Below are 16,724 nucleotides of genomic sequence, written 5' to 3' on the forward strand. Positions count from 1 at the left end.
CCTTGATCAACCCGAGGGGGGCGATGCCATGAAAGGCGACCTATCCCGCACGACGTTCGACCGCACGCGCCACTACAGCGCGGTGCGGTTGCAGCAGGGCCGCATCGTGACCGATGCGGACTGGAATGAGCAGGCCGACCTGACGCAGCACCGCGCCCGGCTGACCGCACGCGACGTGATCGGGCCATCGGGCGCGCCGTACGATATGGCGGGCTTTGCCCTGCATGCCGACACGCGCGCGCTCGCCGTCCTGGCGCTCAATGACAACGTGGTGTGGATCGCCGCCGAAGACGGCGCCTTGCTGGGCACGACCAACGGCGGCGCTGATTGGGAGCTGGCGGATCTGGATACCGCCGCCCACCTGCGTGCATTGGCCACGGCCGGCGGCAGGGTGTGGGTGGTGGGCGACGGCGGGGTCATTCGTGCGTCGGCCGACGGCGGCCTGACCTGGCAGGCGCAAGACAGCGGCACGGTGCAATCGTTGCGGGGCGTGACGGCGGTCGATGCCTGGCACGCGTGGGCCGTGGGCGAGGGCGGTCTGGTGCTGTCGACCGAAGACGGCGGCGCGCAGTGGCAGCAGGCGCAGAGCGGCGCGGCCCGCCTGCGCGCGCTGCATTTCGTTGACACCGTCAACGGTATGGCCGTGGGCCTGAATGGCGCGGTGCTAACCACGATGGACGGCGGAACGAGCTGGAACGCCGTCGACAGCGGCACCTCCGCGCATCTGTTGAGCGTGGCGCGATTCGGCGCGGACACGGTCTGGGCGGCGGGGTACGACGGCGTGATCGTCCGCAGCACGGACGGTGGCGGCACCTGGACGCGGTGCGACACCCCGTCCGCCTCGACACTTCGCGCGATCGCCTTTGCGGACGCGCAGCGCGGCTGGGTCGCCGGCGACGATGGCGCATTCTGGCAGACCGTTGACGGTGGCAACCACTGGGTGGAGGACAGCCTGGATCCCACGGCGTGGACGGGCGTGTCGGCGGACAGTCAGGGCAGTGCATTGCCGGACGGGCCGGCGCCGGGTGGGAGCGCCGCACGCCCGTCCTTGCGCGGCATCAGCCTGCTTGGTGATGGGGATGGCAGTGGCAGCAGCGGCGGCTGGGTGGTCGGTGATGGCGGGACGGCATGGCGCATCGGCAATGGCTCGCCCGACTCCGCCGCGCTCAGGTTGCCGGCGGTCAACCTGGCGATCGCGCCGGGCCGCTATTACGTCGACGGCGCGCTGTGCGAACTGGATGCCCGCGTCACCTACGGCAATCAGGCCGATGGAGGCGCAGGCGCACGCCTGGCGCCCGGCGCCCACCTGATGGTCCTGCATGTGTGGGAACGGCATGTGTCCGCGCTGCAGGCGCCCTGGATCCGCGAAGTCGCGCTGGGCGGCCCCGACACGGCCACGCGCGCGCAGACGATGGCGCAGGTGCGCGCCTTGCCGCTTGGTGACGCCAGCCCCGCCGAATGGTCCTGTGGCAGCTACAGCCCCGAGTGGGACGCCCTGATGCATCCGACGCCCGGCCGCCTGGCCGCCCGGGCCACGCCGCAGCCGTCCCAACGCAATCTGTGCGACATCGCGGCCACGGCCGGCTATCAACGGCTTGAAAACCAGCTGTACCGCGTCGAGATCCACTCGGGCGGCGCGGCCCCGACCTTCAAGTGGTCGCGCGAGAACGGCTCGATCGCCTATGCCGTGGTGGGCGTGACGGTGGACGCCGCGCGCCAGCAGACCACGGTACGGGTTGCGGCGCGCGGCCGTGACGAAGGGCTGGACCTGTCCGCGCACGACCGGGTCGAACTGGTCGATGACACCAGCGAACGGTGGCAGCGTGCCGGGCAGATGTTCGAGTATCTGGCCGACGGCGATGACGAAAACGAAGTGGTGCTTGCCGGTGTGCCGATCGGCACCTTGGGGCAGGACCTGTCGGCGCACCCGCTGCTGCGCCGGTGGGAGCAGCGGCCGGCCGACAGCGCGCAAGTGCTGCCGGTGCAGACGGGCCGCTGGATCGAACTGGAAGAGGGGGTCGAAATCCGCTTTGCGCCTGGCCAATGGCGGCCGGGCGACTACTGGCAGATCCCCGCGCGCACGATCACGGGCGACGTCGAATGGCCACGCGACCCTGACACCGGTGACGCCGTGGCGCGCGCGCCCGAAGGCATCCACGATGCGTGGTGCCGGCTGGGCATCGTCGACGTCGGCCCTGATGGGGCCGTGCAGGTGATTGCCAACTGCCGCGAGATCTTTCCACCGCTGACGCAGCGCGCGCAGTTGCTCTACGGGTCGGGCGATGGCCAGGAAGCCGCGCCTGCCGCCGTGTTGCCGCAGCCGCTGATCGTGCGCGTGGTGCAGGGCGGCGTGCCGGCACCGGGCGCGCGTGTGCGTTTCGATGTCGAGACGGGGGACGGGCGCGTCGGCCGCGCGGTGGCGGCGAGCCCGCAGGGTCTGATGCGGTCCTACGAGACGGCGGTCGACGCGCAAGGCGAGGCCCGCTGCCGCTGGAAGCTGGGCGATGGCACGGGGCGGGGCGGCGGCCTGGGCGCAGGGCCGGGGTTGGGGACGGCAGGGCCCGCCGCGCTGCCGCCCGGGCGCTTTCAACGGGTGCGGGTCTCGCTGCTGGATGGCGAGGGCTACGAGCGGCCCGGCCAGGCGATCACCTTCTGCGCGACCGCCGTCGTGGATGCGCCGGTGCGCGAGGTCACGCGCCGCGGCGCCTGCCTGACGATAGGCAAGGGCGGCGACGCCGAGCGGCTCGACGCCGCCGTGATCGCGCGCGCATTGGACGACACCGGCCATGCCTGCCTGTGCTTCCTGCCCGGCGACCATGTGGTCGAAGGGCTGGAGGCGGCGGGCACTGGTCGCAGCCGGCTCAGCCTGCACGGCTGCGGCCCGACGGCGCAGATCCACGTGCGCGGCGGCATGATGCTGGCCGGCTTCGCAGCCTTGGAACTGCGCGACCTGGATATCACGTTCGACGACGAACGGGGCCTGGCCTTGTTCAAGATGGGCGACGTGCAGATTCGCGGCCTGATGCTCGCGCGGCGGGCCGAGCGCGGCGCGCCGTGCCTGCATGTGGGCGATGCCCGGACGCTGCACCTGTCGGCCAGCACGATCGATTGCCCGATGCCCGGCGTGGCTGCGCAGCTCGAAAACATCCAGGGCGACTGCCATGTCTCGGACAACACCCTGTCGGGCATCCTGAGCTTCCATGGCGAGCCGGGCGGTGTGCCGGCTGCGGCCCTGCTGCGGCGCCTGCACGAAGGCAGCCGCAACACCAAGCTGTTGGCGAACGCCGGGCACCTGAAGCTGACCACCAATTGCCTGGCCCTGCTTGCCGTGGCCGAGGCCATGAGCAAACAGCTGATGGAAACCCAGACGGTCAGCGGCCTGTTTGCAACGGCCACGATCAGCGGCAACACGTTTTCCGAGCCGTCCAATCTTTTCATTGCAGGCCGCATGGTGGCCGTGCATCACTCCACGTTCCTGGCCGAGATGCCGGGCGAGCGACCGCCGCCTTACGGCGTATTCATCGCCGAACGTGCCACGGCCACCGGCAACCTGGCGATGCTGCCGGGGCCGGAAGCGGCGGCGCTGCTGTTCGGCGCGGCACGCTTCGATCAGGCCGCCAACCTGGTGGCGATCAGGAATTGACGCATGGACATGGTGGATCTTCGCAACCATCATGCGGGCGCAACGATCCTGGTGTGCGGCTGCGGCGAATCGCTCGCGCGCCTGCCGGATACGAAGGGTGTCATCACGATTGGTGTCAATGATGCCGGCCGCTGGTTCACCCCCGACTACCTGGTCGTGCTCAATGAACGGCGGCAATTCGATGCCGATCGGTATGCCTATGTCGAAGCCTCTCGCGCCGGCACGCTGGTCACGCAGCTCGACCCCGCGGGCTTTGCGCACCCGAACGTCGTGCGGTTCCGGTTGGGCCGGCGGGGCGGCACGGCGCAGTCCGACGACGACACGCTGGCGTACTCCAACAACTCGCCTTACGTCGCCGTCCAGCTGGCGCGCCACCTGGGCGCGCGCCGCATCGGCCTGCTGGGTGTGGACTTTGGCGACCGGCATTTCTTCGGGCAGACCGGCCCGCATGCGCTGGCCGCGCAACTGGCGCGGATCGATGCGGAATACGGCGCGCTTGCCGCGGCGTGCCAAGCCGATGGCGTCGAGCTGGTCAACCTGAGTCCGGTCAGCCGCCTGCGGTCGGTGCCGAGGGCGGATCTGGCCGCATGGCTGCCGGGCAGGGCGGACGCCGCCGCCGACGCAGGCGCAACGCCCGCCGTGGCAGTCGGCGCGACAGCCGCCGGCACCGCCGCAACGGCCCGCGCGGCGCCCCGTGTGTTCTTCGTGCACTACCGCTTCCTGTCCTGCGGCACGGTGTTCGACACGGGCTTGCGCGAGGCGGCCGACAGCCTGGGCGTGCCGGCAGCGCATGCTGACTGGGACGCACCGGACCTTGATACCCAGATCGCTGCCTTTCGCCCCGACCTGCTGTTCGTCGTGCACGGCCGCCGCTTTGTCAAACGCTGGGGCAAACGCTTCGCGGGCCTGCGATCGGCCGTCTGGCTGGTCGACGAGCCCTACGAGGTGGATGACACCGCGCGCTGGTCGGGCCAGTTCGACGTGGTCTTCGTGAACGATCCGGTCACGGTGCCGCGGCATCGGAATGCGCATGGGCTAGAAGTGGCGTACGCGCCCGCGCTGCATCACCCCGGCGCCGCGCAGGCCAGCGCCGGCATCGCTGGCCGGTCACGCGGCGTGGGCTTCATTGGCGGCGGCAATCCGTCGCGGGAACGCATGCTGGGCACGCTGGCGGACCACGGGCTGCTCGACTATGTGGTGGGCGGACCGTGGCGCGACCCGCGCGTTGCGGCGCGCTGCCTGTCGGCCAACGTGTCGCCGGCCGACGCGGCGGCCTTGTATCGCGACACCAAGATCGTGATCAACGTGTTCCGCGACAGGCATCACTACAACCGCGACGCGCTGCCAGGGCGGGCGGCCAATCCGCGGATCTTCGAGGCATTGGCCTGTGGCGCTGCGGTGGTGAGCGAACCCCGCGCCGGCCTGCATGCCCTGCTGCCCGAACTGCCTACCTTCCAGAGCGAAGCGCAGGCCCTTGCCGTGATCCGCCGCCTGCTGGCGGATGATGCCGCACGCGCACGGGTGCAGCAGGCCTGCGCCGCGCGGATCCGCCAGTCGCGCTACCAGGACCGCCTGGCGTCGGCGCTTGCCATCGCCCTGGGCTGGCCGGCCGCGGCCCCCGCGCATGCTTGCGGCGTACTGACGGTCGATGCCGATTGGCACAGCACTGGCCCGGTCGTGCACGCCGCCGAAGATGGCGTGTTCATCATCGACCCCGGGCCGCAGCGGGGGCCGGCGCAGGAGCGCGGGCTGGTCAGCCGCCTGCGGTTCGACGACGTCGACCTGACGTTCGAAGCGCGCCTGACGCCGGGCGCCTGCCTGATTGCCAAGGTGCATCAGCAACAGCGCATCGACCAGGCCAGCGATTCGTATCACCTGCTGATGACCGCGCGGCGCGCCTATCTGGCGCGGCACGACCACGTCTTCCGGCAGATCGAGCCGCCCGGGCAGGAATGGGTCACGTGGCGGCTCACCGCCGCGAATGGCGTACTGACGCTCTATCGCGACGGCAAGCTGCTGCACCGGGTGCGCGATACCGTGCTGCACGGCGGCTATGCCTTCCTGGGCGCGATGGGGGGAGCGGTCCATGTCCGCGCCGTGCGCTTGAAGGCGACCGACTCCGCACCCGTGCGCCGCAGCGCGCGGGCCGTGTTGCCGGTACGGGCGCCGCCGCCCCGGCTGTCCATCGTCACGACTGTGTACGACCGCGTCGACTGCCTGCGCCGCTGCATTGCGTCGGTGCAGAACCTGGACTTTGCCGATTACGAACACGTGATCGTGGCCGACCATCCCCCGCCCGATGTCGTTGATGCTGTCCACCAGATCGTGGACGGCATCAACGACCCACGTGTGGGCTTTTACAACCTGGCGCAGCGTCACAACGACTGGGGCATCGCCCCCGCCGCGGCCGGCCTGCAGCGGGCGCGCGGGGACTATCTGGCCTTCCTGTCGGATGACAATGGCTACACGCCCGATCACTTCGATCCGCTGATCCGCGCGCTGGACCGGGATCCCGCCTTGGGCTTTGTGTATTGCTCGTGCCGCTACGACGGCCGCCTGCTGCTGAACCATCCGGTGCCGCGGCCCGGCCGCATCGACCTGGGCCAGCCCCTGTTCCGCCGCGAGCTGTTCGACGTGCATCTGAACAACGACCTGCCCTTCGACATGATGGCGTGGGACTGGCACCTGGTGGACCGGCTGATGCGGCGCGGGGTGCGCTGGAAGCACGTCGACCGCGCGACCTTTCTGTTCCGTCTTGCGCAATATCCGGAGCTGTGGGCCTCATGATCTCGTATTGCGTGGCCTGCTACCGGCCTGTGTATGCGCGCCTGCTGTTGCAGGAGCTGGTGCGCAAGACCAGCACGCCTTTCGAGATCCTGCTGTGGCTCAACGTCGAAGATGCCGGGCTGGACGCCGACATTGCCGATGCGATGGCGCGGGGCGTGCCCCTGACCGTGGTCGGGCGCAGCCCGCACAACATCGGCATGACGGCCTATCTCGACCTGTTCCGCGCATCGCGTTACCCGCTCATTGCGCAAATCGACGACGACGTGGTGTGCATGTCCAGGGGGCTGGCCGAACGGGCCGCGCATCTCTTTGCGCGCTTTCCCCAGGTGCGTCAGGTCGTGGCCGATGTCTGGCAGGACGACTACACGACCGGCGCGCGTCCGCCGCTTGCGCAGTACCGCGTCTTCGATGCCCCAGAGCGCGTGTATGAAGGTCCGGTGGACGGCTGGTTCTCGGTCTATCACCGCAGCGTGCTGCCGATGCTGCTACGCCTGCCCGTCACGGCCTACTACCCGATCGGCGCAGCGATGTGCGGCGCCTTGGCGCAGCGGGGCGTAAAGGGCGTGCTCGATGGGGGCGGAATGAAGGTGTTCCATGTCGTCGGGCCGGACTATGCGCGGGCCTTCGGCATGCTGGACCACGAGATCGCCAAGTACCGGCGGTTGAACCGGCAGGACATCGTGGACTGGTACGAAGCCTCGGTCGAGCAGGACAGCCAAGCCATGGCGGCCAGGGTGGAACAGATCCGCAGCGCATTTGCCTGAGCGGCGACACAAAGATCAATGGCAGAAGGCCGGTGGCATCGCGTCCGTCCTCATCGGCCCGGCCGTCGCACGGCGTTATTTCGGCTTGCGTGCCTGATCGATGTGTTCGCACAGCGTGCGGGTCTCGTCGATCATGCGGGGCCCCGGCCGATGCATGCGGTCGGCATCGGCCACGAACAGATGCCCCCGCGCCGCGGCCGTCAGCCCTGGCGCGAAGGCCTTCCATTGCGCGAGCGCGGCCTGCCCCGCGTCGCCTGCGCTACGTGCGGCCTTGGACGCGCCCACCACGATCACCTGCGGGTTGGCGAGCAGCACGCCTTCCACGCTGACCAGCGGCGCCGCGGCGGGCAGCGTGCCGAACACATTGTCCGCGCCGCACAGCCGCAGGGCGTCACCGATGATGCCGCGGTTGTTCAGGGTGTAGATCGGTTGTCCGCTCAACTGGTAGAACGTGCGCACGGGCGCCTGCCCGGCGTAGGTCGTCGTCAGCGAGTGCAACTGCTGACGCAGTTGCGCGGCACGCGGTGTCGCCACCGCACCCGTCCCGGCCAGGCGGCCAAAACGGTCCAGCGTATCCGGTATGTCGGCCAGCAGCGCGGGCCGGCTATAGAACACGGCAATGCCCAGGCTGTCGAGCAAAGCCATGGGCAGCTTGCCGGCCGTGGATCCGGAAGCGGCATAGTCCCACGCCACGATCAGATCCGGCTTGAGCGCCAGCACCCGTTCGATATCCAGGTTCAGCGGATTGCCCACCTGGGGCAGCCGCTTGACCTCGGACGGGTAATCGCTGTTCTGGTCGACGCCTACCAGCCGGTCGCCCGCCCCCGCCGCCACCATCAGTTCCGTGGCGTGCGGAGACAGGGTGACAATGCGGCGGGCGGGCGCGGCCAGCCGAATGTCGCGGCCCGTGTCGTCGCGCACAACGAGCGACGGCGCAGCGGCCGCGGGCGCCTGCGCAGCCTGGACGGCGGCGCCGCCCCATGCTGCCACCATCACCACGACGAGGGTCCCGGGCAGCGACATGGCTCAGCCCGGCGTCACGGCCGGTACACCAGATTCACGAACACGTTCGACCCTGGCGTGGCATAGCCGCGCGCCAGTTCGTAGTCCTTGTCCATGACGTTGTTCCAGCGGATCTGCACCTGCGCCTGACGGGTGATGTCATACGAGGCGGTCAGGTTCAGCAGGCTGTAGCCGCCGAGCCGGGTCGTTTCGTTCGCACCGAACTGGCCGATGCTGGCGTTGTACGAGGTGTCGCTGCGCTTGCCACTCAGCACCCATTCGGCGCCCACACGCCAGGCGCCCAGCGGATGGTCGCCCGCCAGCTTCAGCACCTGCCGCGCGCGGCGGGTCAGTTGTTGACCGGTGTTGTTGTCTTTCGGGTCGACGATGTCGATGCTGCCGCGCACCGACGTCGCGCCGAACTGCTGCGCGGCTGTCAACGTGATGCCCCTCAGCGTCGCGTCCTTGTTTACCACCGTGGCACGGCCCTGGTACTGGATCAGGTTGTCGACCTTGTTGTGATACGCGATCAGGCTGCCAGTGGTGCCGCCCTGGCGATAACGCACGCCGGCTTCATAGTTCTTCGACTTTTCGGGCTGCAGGTTCGGATTGCTGAAGCCAGGGTAGTACAGGTCATTGAAGGTCGGCAGGCGAAAGCCCGTGTTGGCGGCGGCCGTCAGCTGCCAGGCCGGCGTCAGGTCAAAGCCGTAGGACAGGCCGCCGGTGGTGCGGTTGCCGTAGCTCGACACGCGGTCATAGCGCAGGTTGGCCTGCAGGTGATTGCGGCCCAGGTCGGCCCGGTAGATGGCCAGCGCCGAGTTGGTGTTGCGGCCGGTGGCGTTGAAACGCGTGTCGCTGTCGACGTCTTCTTCGCGACGCTCGGCCGCCAGGGACAGCACCTGCCCCGGCGCGATCGCCAGGTCGTTCTGCCACGAAAACTGCGTCTGCCGGGTACGGAAATACGAGCTGCGCGTGGCGCTGGTGACGCTGACATTATCGTCAACCGTCTTGACTGCGCGCAGGCGGCTGGTCCACAGGCTGTTGATGCGGTTGTTGCTTGCCAGGCCCAGCGATTCGATCTTCTGGACCGCGCGCTGGTTGAAGCTCGCGCCGCCGTCGTACTGGCCGTTCAGGCGCGACTGGAAGAACGATGCTTCCAGTTCCTGGCCTTCGGCCCACATCATGCCAAGACGCCCCGACGCCGTGTCCAGCTTGTAGCCGTCACGATCGGCGTGATAGAGGCCACCCGGCTCGCCCGGCTTGGCCGCGCTGTAGCCGTCGCTGCGCGCATGGCCCAGGGCCAGGGCGTAGTTCCACACGCCCTGGCTGCCGCTCAGGCCGATATCGGCCTTTTGCGTGTTCCAGCTGCCATAGCCGACCGATCCGGTCAGGGCCAGGGCGGTGTCCGGGCTGCCGCGGCGCGTGATGATGTTGATGACGCCGCCGATCGCGTCGGCGCCGTACAGGCTGCTGGCCGGGCCGCGCAGGATTTCAATGCGTTCGATCTGCGACAGGGGAATGGCATTGATGCCGGCGCCGCCCGCGGTGGACGTACCCACGCGGGCGCCGTCGATCAGGAACACGGTCTGCGCGCTGTTTGCGCCGCGGATGAAGACGCTGGTGACGGTCTGCGGACCGCCATTGGTGGCGACGTCGATGCCGTGCTCGCGTTGCAGCAGGTCGGCCAGGCTGCTCTGGCCGGCGCGCGCAATGGTGTCGGCATCGATGACGGTCACGTCGCCCAGCGCGGCCGACAGCGGCTGCGGCGCGCGGGCGGCCGTCACGGTGATCGGATCGAGTCGGGTGGCGCTGGTCTGCGCAGAGGGGGACACTTGGGCCAGGGCCGGTGCGGAAACGAGCACGGCGCCGGCGACACCGCTAAGGTGCCGAAGGGTAAAGAAGGACATGGAAAGCCTGTTGCCTGGGATGGACGTGCGACCCCGCACGTCATGCAATCAGGGAAGCGCGGCAAGGGGACAGCGCCTCCCCAGGATACGGTCTGGTGAACCGCAGAGCCGGCCGGTATCCGGGCTGGCATTCATGACCGCACCCCCTTCCCATGACCTGCGCCACCGGGGTGCGGTGAGGGCCATCACAGTGGGATTGGTGTGGTGTGTCCTGGACCGGCGTGACCGGTCGGGGACGAATGCTTACCGTTGCGGGGGCAGCACAGGTTAAGGCCAGCGACTGGTCTTCCCTGTTTCCCGTTTACCTTGGGTGCAACCAAGCACCGACTCGGCGCGTACTCTAGCACGCAGCCCCAGGCGGGCCGCCGAAGAATGTCGGTTCTGTTGCATTGCTGCCGCAGCGGGCAGCAGGTGTCATCACGCGGTGTAATCCCCGTTCGCTTCGGGCTGGAACACGATCTCGACCACGTCAAGCGCGTGCTCGGCGCCGTCGGGCGCAACCCAGCTGACCCGGCCCGGCGCGCGGCTGCCCAGCAGGCTCGCACCGATCGGCGACAGCACGGACACATTGCCCTTGGCCGGATCGGCTTCCTTCGGATAGCACAGGGTCAGGGTGCGGACGTCACCGCCGTCGACATCCTGCACGCGCACCTGGGTGTGCATGGTGATGACGTCGCCGGGAATGGTGTCGGACGGAACCTGGTCGGCCTGGTCGAGCGCTTCTTCGAGGCGTTCAATGGCGGGCGACGCGTCGCCCAGCGACGCGATCAGGGAATTGAGCCGGACGTAGTCGAGCTCGGTAACGGTAATGAATGTGGGCGTGGCAACGTGAGTAGCGGTAGGCGACATGCCGGTTTCCTAGGGAAAGCAGTGGCTCAGAGATGTGCCCGGCGATCCGTCAAGAATTGAGCAGGAAGAGGAAGGAAGATCGCCGGGCTTATCGGTCGAAGACCGGAATGAGCAGACAGCCGCGCGCAGCGCGGCGCACGGGCAGGCCGGTGCGGCGCGTCAGTGCGGGAAGATTCGGAGGGAGAAGACGCGCCACCCGGGCGCGCAACGTCGTGTGCATAAGGATCAGGATAGCCCAATGCCGGCCAACGCTTCAACCGGGGTGGGCCGATCCAGCGTGGCCAGCCACTCATCCAGGTCGGCGTACACGGGCGCGGCCAGCTCGGGCGACTCGTTCAGCACCTCGTGGAACGCCTGGTGATACCAGCGCAGCGCGAGCTTGCCCGGCGCGGCGCCATCGGCAAATCGGCGGCTACCCGCCGGGTCGACGACGGAATCTTCGCCCGCCACCAGCATCAGGGTACGGCAGGGCAGGGCCGACGCCTGGGTGATGGCCGCGTCGCCGGCTGTCATCACGAACCGGACCAGCCGCCCCGTGACCCGGTCGTGCACCAGTGGATCGTTGCGATACGCATCGACCACGGCCTGCTCGTGCGACAGCCTGGCGGCGTCGATCCCGTTCCCGACGCGCAGATCGGGCGCCAGATTGCCGATGGTGCCCAGCATCAGCCGCTGCACTGCCGTGGGCTTGAACGCGAACGCGGGCGACACCAGCACCACCCCGGCCAGCTCGACATTCCCGCGCAGCGCCACCCGCGCCGCCACCAGACCGCCCAGGCTGACGCCGATCAGCAAGGGCGGCACGCCGGTTTCCTGCACGTACTCCGACAGGCGATGTTCGGCATCGAGCACCAGGTCGTCGACATCCCGCAGCGCGCCCCGCTTGCCGCTCGACTTGCCGTGCCCGCGATGGTCGTGCGCGGCCAGTTGCCAGCCGCGCTCGCCCAGCCACTGTGCCAGTGCGTCATACCGTCCGGCATGCTCGCCCAGGCCGTGCAGCAGGTACGCCGGACGTCCCTCGGGCGCGGCGCCGTCGGGCATCGCCCATCGGTGGCCGGCCAGCTGAGTGCCGTCCGAGGCAGTGGTCATGGAAATCAGCGACAATTGAAGTGTCCGTGTCGGGGGTTGCGAAACGCGGATTGTCGCCCACCTTGGGCGTGCCTTCAGCCGTGGGTCATGTAACCGGTTGTAGCCATCGTCGGCCTATTTCGCCGTTTTTCGGCTAAGTCATCTCCTTTCCCCCTCGCCCGACCCTGTAGCCACCACCGGCCCTCATTCACTTACGGAAAACTGCCGACCATGCGCATCCTGCCTCGCCTGTTCGTCTCCCTGTCGCTTGCCGTGTCCTTCCTGGCGCTGACGGCCTGCTCGCCCAAGTACGACTGGCGCGAGATGCCGGCGGCCGACGGCGCAGTCAAGGTCACGTACCCCGCCCGGCCGCAGGCGGACACGCGCGACGTGAACGTGGCGGGGCATACCTTGCCGCTCACGTTCACCATCGCGCAGGTTGATGCCTCGGTTTTCGCCGTGGGCCATGCAAAGTTGCCCGACGCCGTGCTGAACGATCCGGCCGAAATGGCCAAGGTCGCCGACGCCTTCGAAGAAGTGCTGCGCGCCAACCTGCGCGGCACGCTGCGCCAGCGGCGCGACGTCACGCTCAAGCAGTCGGCGGCCGATACCCGTAAGCTGTTCCGTGCGGTCGAAGTCGAGGTGCATGGCGCGGTGGCCAACTCGCCATCGTGGCTGCTGGGGCGCGTCTATGTGCTGGGCAACAGCCTGATCGAGATCGTTGCGCTCGGGCCCGAGGCCGAGCTGGCGCCGGATGTGGCCAAGCAGTTCGTCGAGTCGGTACGGGCGGAATAATGCTGTCCTGCCGTCCTGGCTGCGGCGCCTGTTGCACCGCGCCGTCGATCACCAGCGCCATTCCGGGGATGCCTGAGGGCAAGCCAGCGGGTGTGCCGTGCATCCAGCTGATGCCCGACCTGCGCTGCGCGATCTTTGGCGATCCGCGCCGGCCGGCCGTGTGCGGCGGCCTGCAGCCGTCGGCAGAGATGTGCGGGCCGGATCGCGATCACGCGATCCGGTGGCTGACGGAACTCGAGGTGGCGACCGCGCCGACGATGGCAATCGGCGCCGCAGCGTCCGCGGCAGCCACCACGGCATCATCCTCGGCGGCGTCTACCGCAGCGGTGGCGCTGGCGCCGCGGTAACCGGCAGGTCCCGCTCCAGCCAGGGCTTCATGAGCCGGTACAGCGGTCCGACCGACAGCACCATGACCAGCACGCGCGTGACATGGAACACCGTCACGACCGGCACGCCAAAGTGCAGCACCTGGGCCGTCAGGCTCATTTCGGCGATGCCGCCGGGGGCGGTCGCCAGCACCGCGGTCGGCGCCGGAATGCCGCTCAGCAGCGACAGCACGTAACCGAACGCGGCCATGACGCCCATCAACAGCAGCACCGACACCGCCACCCCCGCCATGTAGCGCGGCGCGGTGTGGATGAATTTCTTCGTGAAGCGGATCCCCAGCGCGCAGCCGATGAAAAGCTGCGCGACGTTCACGATCCAGCGCGGCAGCGTCGTCCAGTCCACCCCCGCGGCAGTCAGCGCAATCGTGAACAGCAGCGGTCCGATCACCCAGGCGTTCGGGATCTTGTAGCGGTTCAGGAACCAGCCGACCAGCGCCGTCAGCCCGCCCAGCTTGATCAGCCCCAGCAGGTCGAAGTGGCCAAGCCCCGGCGTGTAGGGATCCGTGCCATGCACGTCGGTCAGACGGAAGATGGTCGGGATGATCAACACAACCATCAGTATGCGGAGGGAATGGGCCGCGGCAACCAGATCGACGCGGCCGCCGTTGCGTTCGGCCTGCACTGCCATTTCCGATGACCCGCCAATGGCCACGGCAAAGAAAGCCGTCTTGGAATCCACGCCGGTCATGCGCTGCAGGAGCCGCCCGCCGCCGATGCCGGCCGCCATCGCAAACAGCACACTGACGATCACCCAGGGCAGGTAATGGGCCAGCTGCGCGTTGATGGCGGGTGTGAAGTAAAGCCCCAGCGACGTGCCGATGATCCACTGGCCAGCCGCGCGAAACGGGACGGGAAACTGCAGCGGCGTGTCCGCCATCTTGAGCGCGGCCACCACCAGCAGCGGGCCGATCATCCAGGGCAAAGGGGTCTTGAGCCACACACAGACTTCAGCGCCGATAAGGCCGGCCACCAGGGTCGCGGCCACGCGCGACGCGGTTTTCAGATGATTCACTGCAGGACCTCAGCCGTGCTTGCGCAAGACGACGCGGGCAATGCCCAGCAGCAAGCGATCCGCATACCGGCGTGAGACCAGTTGCAGGCCGACCGGCATGCCGTTGGGTCCCCGGTGCAAGGGCAGGGTGACCGCGGGAATGTTGAGCGCCGTCCACAGCGTCGAGAACGACGCATTGCCGGTGGACGTCAGGCCCACGGGGGCCTCACCCGCCACGGCTGGGGTCAGCAGGACGTCATAGTCCTTGAAGACATCGTCCAGCAGGGCCGCGCAGCGTCGCAGCGTCTCGCGCGACTCGCCGTACAACTCGAAGCGGCAGTCCATGCCGTCCTGGATGCGGCCGCCGCGCAGCGCGCTGCTGATGCGCTCCCAGTGATGGTCGATCTCGAACGTGCGGTTGCGCACGAACTCGAAACTCGACACCCAACGGTGCGCTTCCTGCACGTCCTCCAGAGCGCCAGGCAGAGTCACGTCTCTGACCGCGGCGCCGTCGGCGGACAGGGTCCGTGCAAAGCTTTCCAGAAAGGCTTTCGTGTCGTCGTCGCATTCGTTCCAGAACCCGGTGCGGGCAAAGCCGATGCGCACTTCGTTGATCGCCACTTCGGGCAAGGCGGCGGGCGGCGTGCCGATCAGCACGTTGCGAAACAAGTTGATGTCCTCAACCGATCGCGCAATCAGGCCAACCGTGTCGAACGACGCAGCGGCCTCCATCACGCCAAAAGTGCGGATGTCGCCGCGGCTGGGCACATAGCCCACGCAGCCGCAGAACGAGGCGGGCCGGATGGTCGACGCGGTTGTCTGCGTGCCGATGGCCAGTGGCACCATCGATGCGCCCACGGCTGCGCCCGATCCGCTGGACGAGCCGCCCGGCGTGCGGGTGGCGTCGTGGGGATTGCGCGACTTGCCCGGAAACCGGTTGGCGAACTCGGTGGTGACCGTCTTGCCCATGATGATCCCGCCCGCGCGGCGCGTCAGCGCGGTGCACGCCGCGTCGATGGTCGGCCGGCGGCCCGCGTGAATCGGCGTGCCCAGCGCGGTCGGCATGTCGGCCGTATCGATGATGTCTTTCAGCCCTACGGGCACGCCCTGCAGCGGACCCTTGCCGCCGGCGCGATCGAGTGCACGCGCCTGTTCAAGAACGAGGCCCGGATCGAGATACTCCCAGGCCTGCACGTCGGCTTCCCGGGATTCGATGTGCAGCAGGCAGGCCTCTGCAACGGCAACCGCAGTGGTACGTCCGCCGTGGATGGCCCGGACGATTTCGGTTGCCGTCAGTTCATGTAGATGGGTCATGGATCAATGGGCTGCGTGGTCGGGGAGCGGAGGACGCATCGGAAATGCGCATGCCTCCGCCTGTGAGTATCGCAGGCGGAGGCAAGGGTTGAAAGTCCAGGCGTGCAAACGCTTACTGCACTGTTGCGCGCGAGTCGGCAACGACGCGCGCCCACTTGGAAGTCTCGGTCTTGATGTAGCTGCCGAATTCGTTGGAAGTGGTCCAGGCCGGCTCGATGCCGGACTCCAGCAACTTGGCCGTCACCTCCGGCGTTTTCAGCGCCGCCACCAGTTCGGTGTTCAGGCGCGCAACGATGGGCGCAGGCGTATCGCGCGGCACCAGCACGCCATACCAATTGTTCACCTCGAAGGCCGGCACACCGGCTTCCTTGATGGTCGGAATGTCCGGCATGCCCTTGAAGCGGGTTGAGCCCGTCATGGCGATGGGCGTCACCTTGCCCGCCTTGATGGCGCCTGCCGCGGTGGACACGGTCGAGAACACAAGCTGCACCTGGTTCGCCATCAGGTCGGTCATGGCCGGCACACCGCCCTTGTAGGCCACATGCAGCATCGACAGGCCGGTCAGTGCATTGAACATCTCGCCCGCCAAATGATCTGTCGCGCCGTTGCCCGACGACCCGAATGCGACCGGATGCGTCCTGGCGTAGGCGATCAGCTCCGGCACGGTCTTGACCGGCAGCGTGGGACTGACCACGAGCACGTTGAGCGCGTTGCCCACCAGGCTGATCGGCGTGAAGTCACGGTCCACGTTGTACGACAGCTTCTTGTACAGCGACGGATTGATCGCGATCGGACCGATGGTGCCGAGCAGAATGGTGTATCCATCGGCCGGCGCCTTGGCAACCATGTCCGTGCCGATCACGCCACCGGCGCCTGGGCGGTTTTCGACCACCACGGTCTGGCCCATCGCCGCGCCCATCTTCATCGCGATCACACGCGCCGAGATGTCCGCGCCGCCACCCGGTGCAAACGGCACGATGAAGCGTATCGGCTTGCTTGGATATGCGTCCTGCGCCACGGCGGCGCCGGACATCGTGGACAGGATCAACAAAGCTGGAGCAAGGTTCGAGAGGCGCATGGCATGTCCAACGTGACGGAGTGAACGACGTAAATGTCTTCTTGTCCGTACAAAGCAACAGGCGTGCCAAGGTGGCGGGACGCGCGGCCGAGAGCGGCGCGGGAAGCGGGGCTGGACGTTGGCAATATCGCGCGTGGCAG

The 16,724-nt window shown here is 68.3% G+C and carries 11 protein-coding genes, 1 pseudogene and 1 riboswitch; of the genes and pseudogenes, 5 read left to right on the forward strand and 7 right to left on the reverse strand.

Annotation, left to right across the window (positions count from 1 at the left end; genetic code table 11):
* Positions 1 to 28: 28 nt before the first annotated feature.
* Genes IE116_RS17765 through IE116_RS17775 form a run of 3 tightly spaced genes read left to right on the forward strand, consistent with a single transcriptional unit; the run spans position 29 to position 7,194 of the window.
* Positions 29 to 3,643, forward strand: coding sequence for a DUF6519 domain-containing protein (locus IE116_RS17765; protein ID WP_189614238.1), 3,615 nt, complete (start codon positions 29 to 31; stop codon positions 3,641 to 3,643).
* A 3-nt stretch (positions 3,644 to 3,646) separates the two neighbouring features.
* The gene (locus IE116_RS17770; protein ID WP_189614239.1) at positions 3,647 to 6,430 is read left to right on the forward strand and encodes a glycosyltransferase family protein; all 2,784 of its coding nucleotides are present in this window, start codon (positions 3,647 to 3,649) and stop codon (positions 6,428 to 6,430) included.
* The gene (locus IE116_RS17775) at positions 6,427 to 7,194 is read left to right on the forward strand and encodes a hypothetical protein (RefSeq protein WP_189614240.1); all 768 of its coding nucleotides are present in this window, start codon (positions 6,427 to 6,429) and stop codon (positions 7,192 to 7,194) included. The genes IE116_RS17770 and IE116_RS17775 overlap by 4 nt, the downstream gene beginning before the upstream one ends.
* 75 nt (positions 7,195 to 7,269) lie before the next feature.
* Here the strand turns inward: IE116_RS17775 and IE116_RS17780 are convergent, their stop codons facing one another.
* The 4 genes from IE116_RS17780 to IE116_RS17795 all read right to left on the reverse strand — a co-directional run bounded on the left by IE116_RS17780 (position 7,270) and on the right by IE116_RS17795 (position 12,041).
* Positions 7,270 to 8,217, reverse strand: coding sequence for a cobalamin-binding protein (locus IE116_RS17780; protein ID WP_229828272.1), 948 nt, complete (start codon positions 8,215 to 8,217; stop codon positions 7,270 to 7,272).
* A 14-nt stretch (positions 8,218 to 8,231) separates the two neighbouring features.
* Entirely contained in the window at positions 8,232 to 10,103 is a 1,872-nt protein-coding gene (locus tag IE116_RS17785; protein ID WP_189614241.1) for a TonB-dependent receptor domain-containing protein, read from the reverse strand.
* Between the two features lie 93 nt (positions 10,104 to 10,196).
* Positions 10,197 to 10,446, reverse strand: a riboswitch (cobalamin riboswitch).
* Between the two features lie 74 nt (positions 10,447 to 10,520).
* Positions 10,521 to 10,952, reverse strand: coding sequence for a nucleoside diphosphate kinase regulator (gene rnk, locus IE116_RS17790; RefSeq protein WP_189614242.1), 432 nt, complete (start codon positions 10,950 to 10,952; stop codon positions 10,521 to 10,523).
* A gap of 225 nt (positions 10,953 to 11,177) precedes the next feature.
* Complete coding sequence (locus IE116_RS17795) at positions 11,178 to 12,041, reverse strand: alpha/beta hydrolase (RefSeq protein ID WP_189614243.1); 864 nt, start codon at positions 12,039 to 12,041, stop codon at positions 11,178 to 11,180.
* Between the two features lie 210 nt (positions 12,042 to 12,251).
* Between IE116_RS17795 and IE116_RS17800 the strand changes: the two genes are divergently transcribed.
* Positions 12,252 to 12,815 carry a hypothetical protein gene (locus IE116_RS17800; RefSeq protein ID WP_189614244.1) on the forward strand — a complete coding sequence of 188 codons (564 nt, stop codon included), beginning with the start codon at positions 12,252 to 12,254 and terminating at the stop codon, positions 12,813 to 12,815.
* A pseudogene (locus tag IE116_RS17805) lies at positions 12,815 to 13,069 on the forward strand (YkgJ family cysteine cluster protein); the annotation flags it as partial. The gene IE116_RS17800 and the pseudogene IE116_RS17805, both read left to right, overlap by 1 nt.
* A 61-nt stretch (positions 13,070 to 13,130) precedes the next feature.
* On the opposite strand, the gene IE116_RS17810 reads toward IE116_RS17805, so the two are convergent.
* From IE116_RS17810 to IE116_RS17820, 3 genes are all read right to left on the reverse strand, one after another.
* On the reverse strand, positions 13,131 to 14,213 hold the full coding sequence (locus IE116_RS17810) for an AbrB family transcriptional regulator (RefSeq protein WP_189614245.1): 1,083 nt from the start codon (positions 14,211 to 14,213) through the stop codon (positions 13,131 to 13,133).
* A 9-nt stretch (positions 14,214 to 14,222) separates the two neighbouring features.
* Positions 14,223 to 15,506, reverse strand: coding sequence for an amidase (locus tag IE116_RS17815; RefSeq protein WP_189614246.1), 1,284 nt, complete (start codon positions 15,504 to 15,506; stop codon positions 14,223 to 14,225).
* Between the two features lie 112 nt (positions 15,507 to 15,618).
* The gene (locus IE116_RS17820) at positions 15,619 to 16,584 is read right to left on the reverse strand and encodes a Bug family tripartite tricarboxylate transporter substrate binding protein (protein ID WP_189614247.1); all 966 of its coding nucleotides are present in this window, start codon (positions 16,582 to 16,584) and stop codon (positions 15,619 to 15,621) included.
* Positions 16,585 to 16,724: the final 140 nt, after the last annotated feature.

The organism is Pigmentiphaga litoralis, from assembly GCF_014651835.1.
Taxonomy (GTDB): Bacteria; Pseudomonadota; Gammaproteobacteria; order Burkholderiales; family Burkholderiaceae_B; genus Pigmentiphaga; species Pigmentiphaga litoralis.

Coding starts and splice junctions, on each gene's coding strand:
- IE116_RS17775 (WP_189614240.1), top strand. CDS start 6,427: ATGATCTCGTATTGCGTGGCCTGCTACCGGCCTGTGTATGCGCGCCTG.
- rnk (WP_189614242.1), bottom strand. CDS start 10,952: ATGTCGCCTACCGCTACTCACGTTGCCACGCCCACATTCATTACCGTT.
- IE116_RS17820 (WP_189614247.1), bottom strand. CDS start 16,584: ATGCGCCTCTCGAACCTTGCTCCAGCTTTGTTGATCCTGTCCACGATG.
- IE116_RS17770 (WP_189614239.1), top strand. CDS start 3,647: ATGGACATGGTGGATCTTCGCAACCATCATGCGGGCGCAACGATCCTG.
- IE116_RS17780 (WP_229828272.1), bottom strand. CDS start 8,217: ATGTCGCTGCCCGGGACCCTCGTCGTGGTGATGGTGGCAGCATGGGGC.
- IE116_RS17765 (WP_189614238.1), top strand. CDS start 29: ATGAAAGGCGACCTATCCCGCACGACGTTCGACCGCACGCGCCACTAC.
- IE116_RS17795 (WP_189614243.1), bottom strand. CDS start 12,041: ATGACCACTGCCTCGGACGGCACTCAGCTGGCCGGCCACCGATGGGCG.
- IE116_RS17815 (WP_189614246.1), bottom strand. CDS start 15,506: ATGACCCATCTACATGAACTGACGGCAACCGAAATCGTCCGGGCCATC.
- IE116_RS17800 (WP_189614244.1), top strand. CDS start 12,252: ATGCGCATCCTGCCTCGCCTGTTCGTCTCCCTGTCGCTTGCCGTGTCC.
- IE116_RS17785 (WP_189614241.1), bottom strand. CDS start 10,103: ATGTCCTTCTTTACCCTTCGGCACCTTAGCGGTGTCGCCGGCGCCGTG.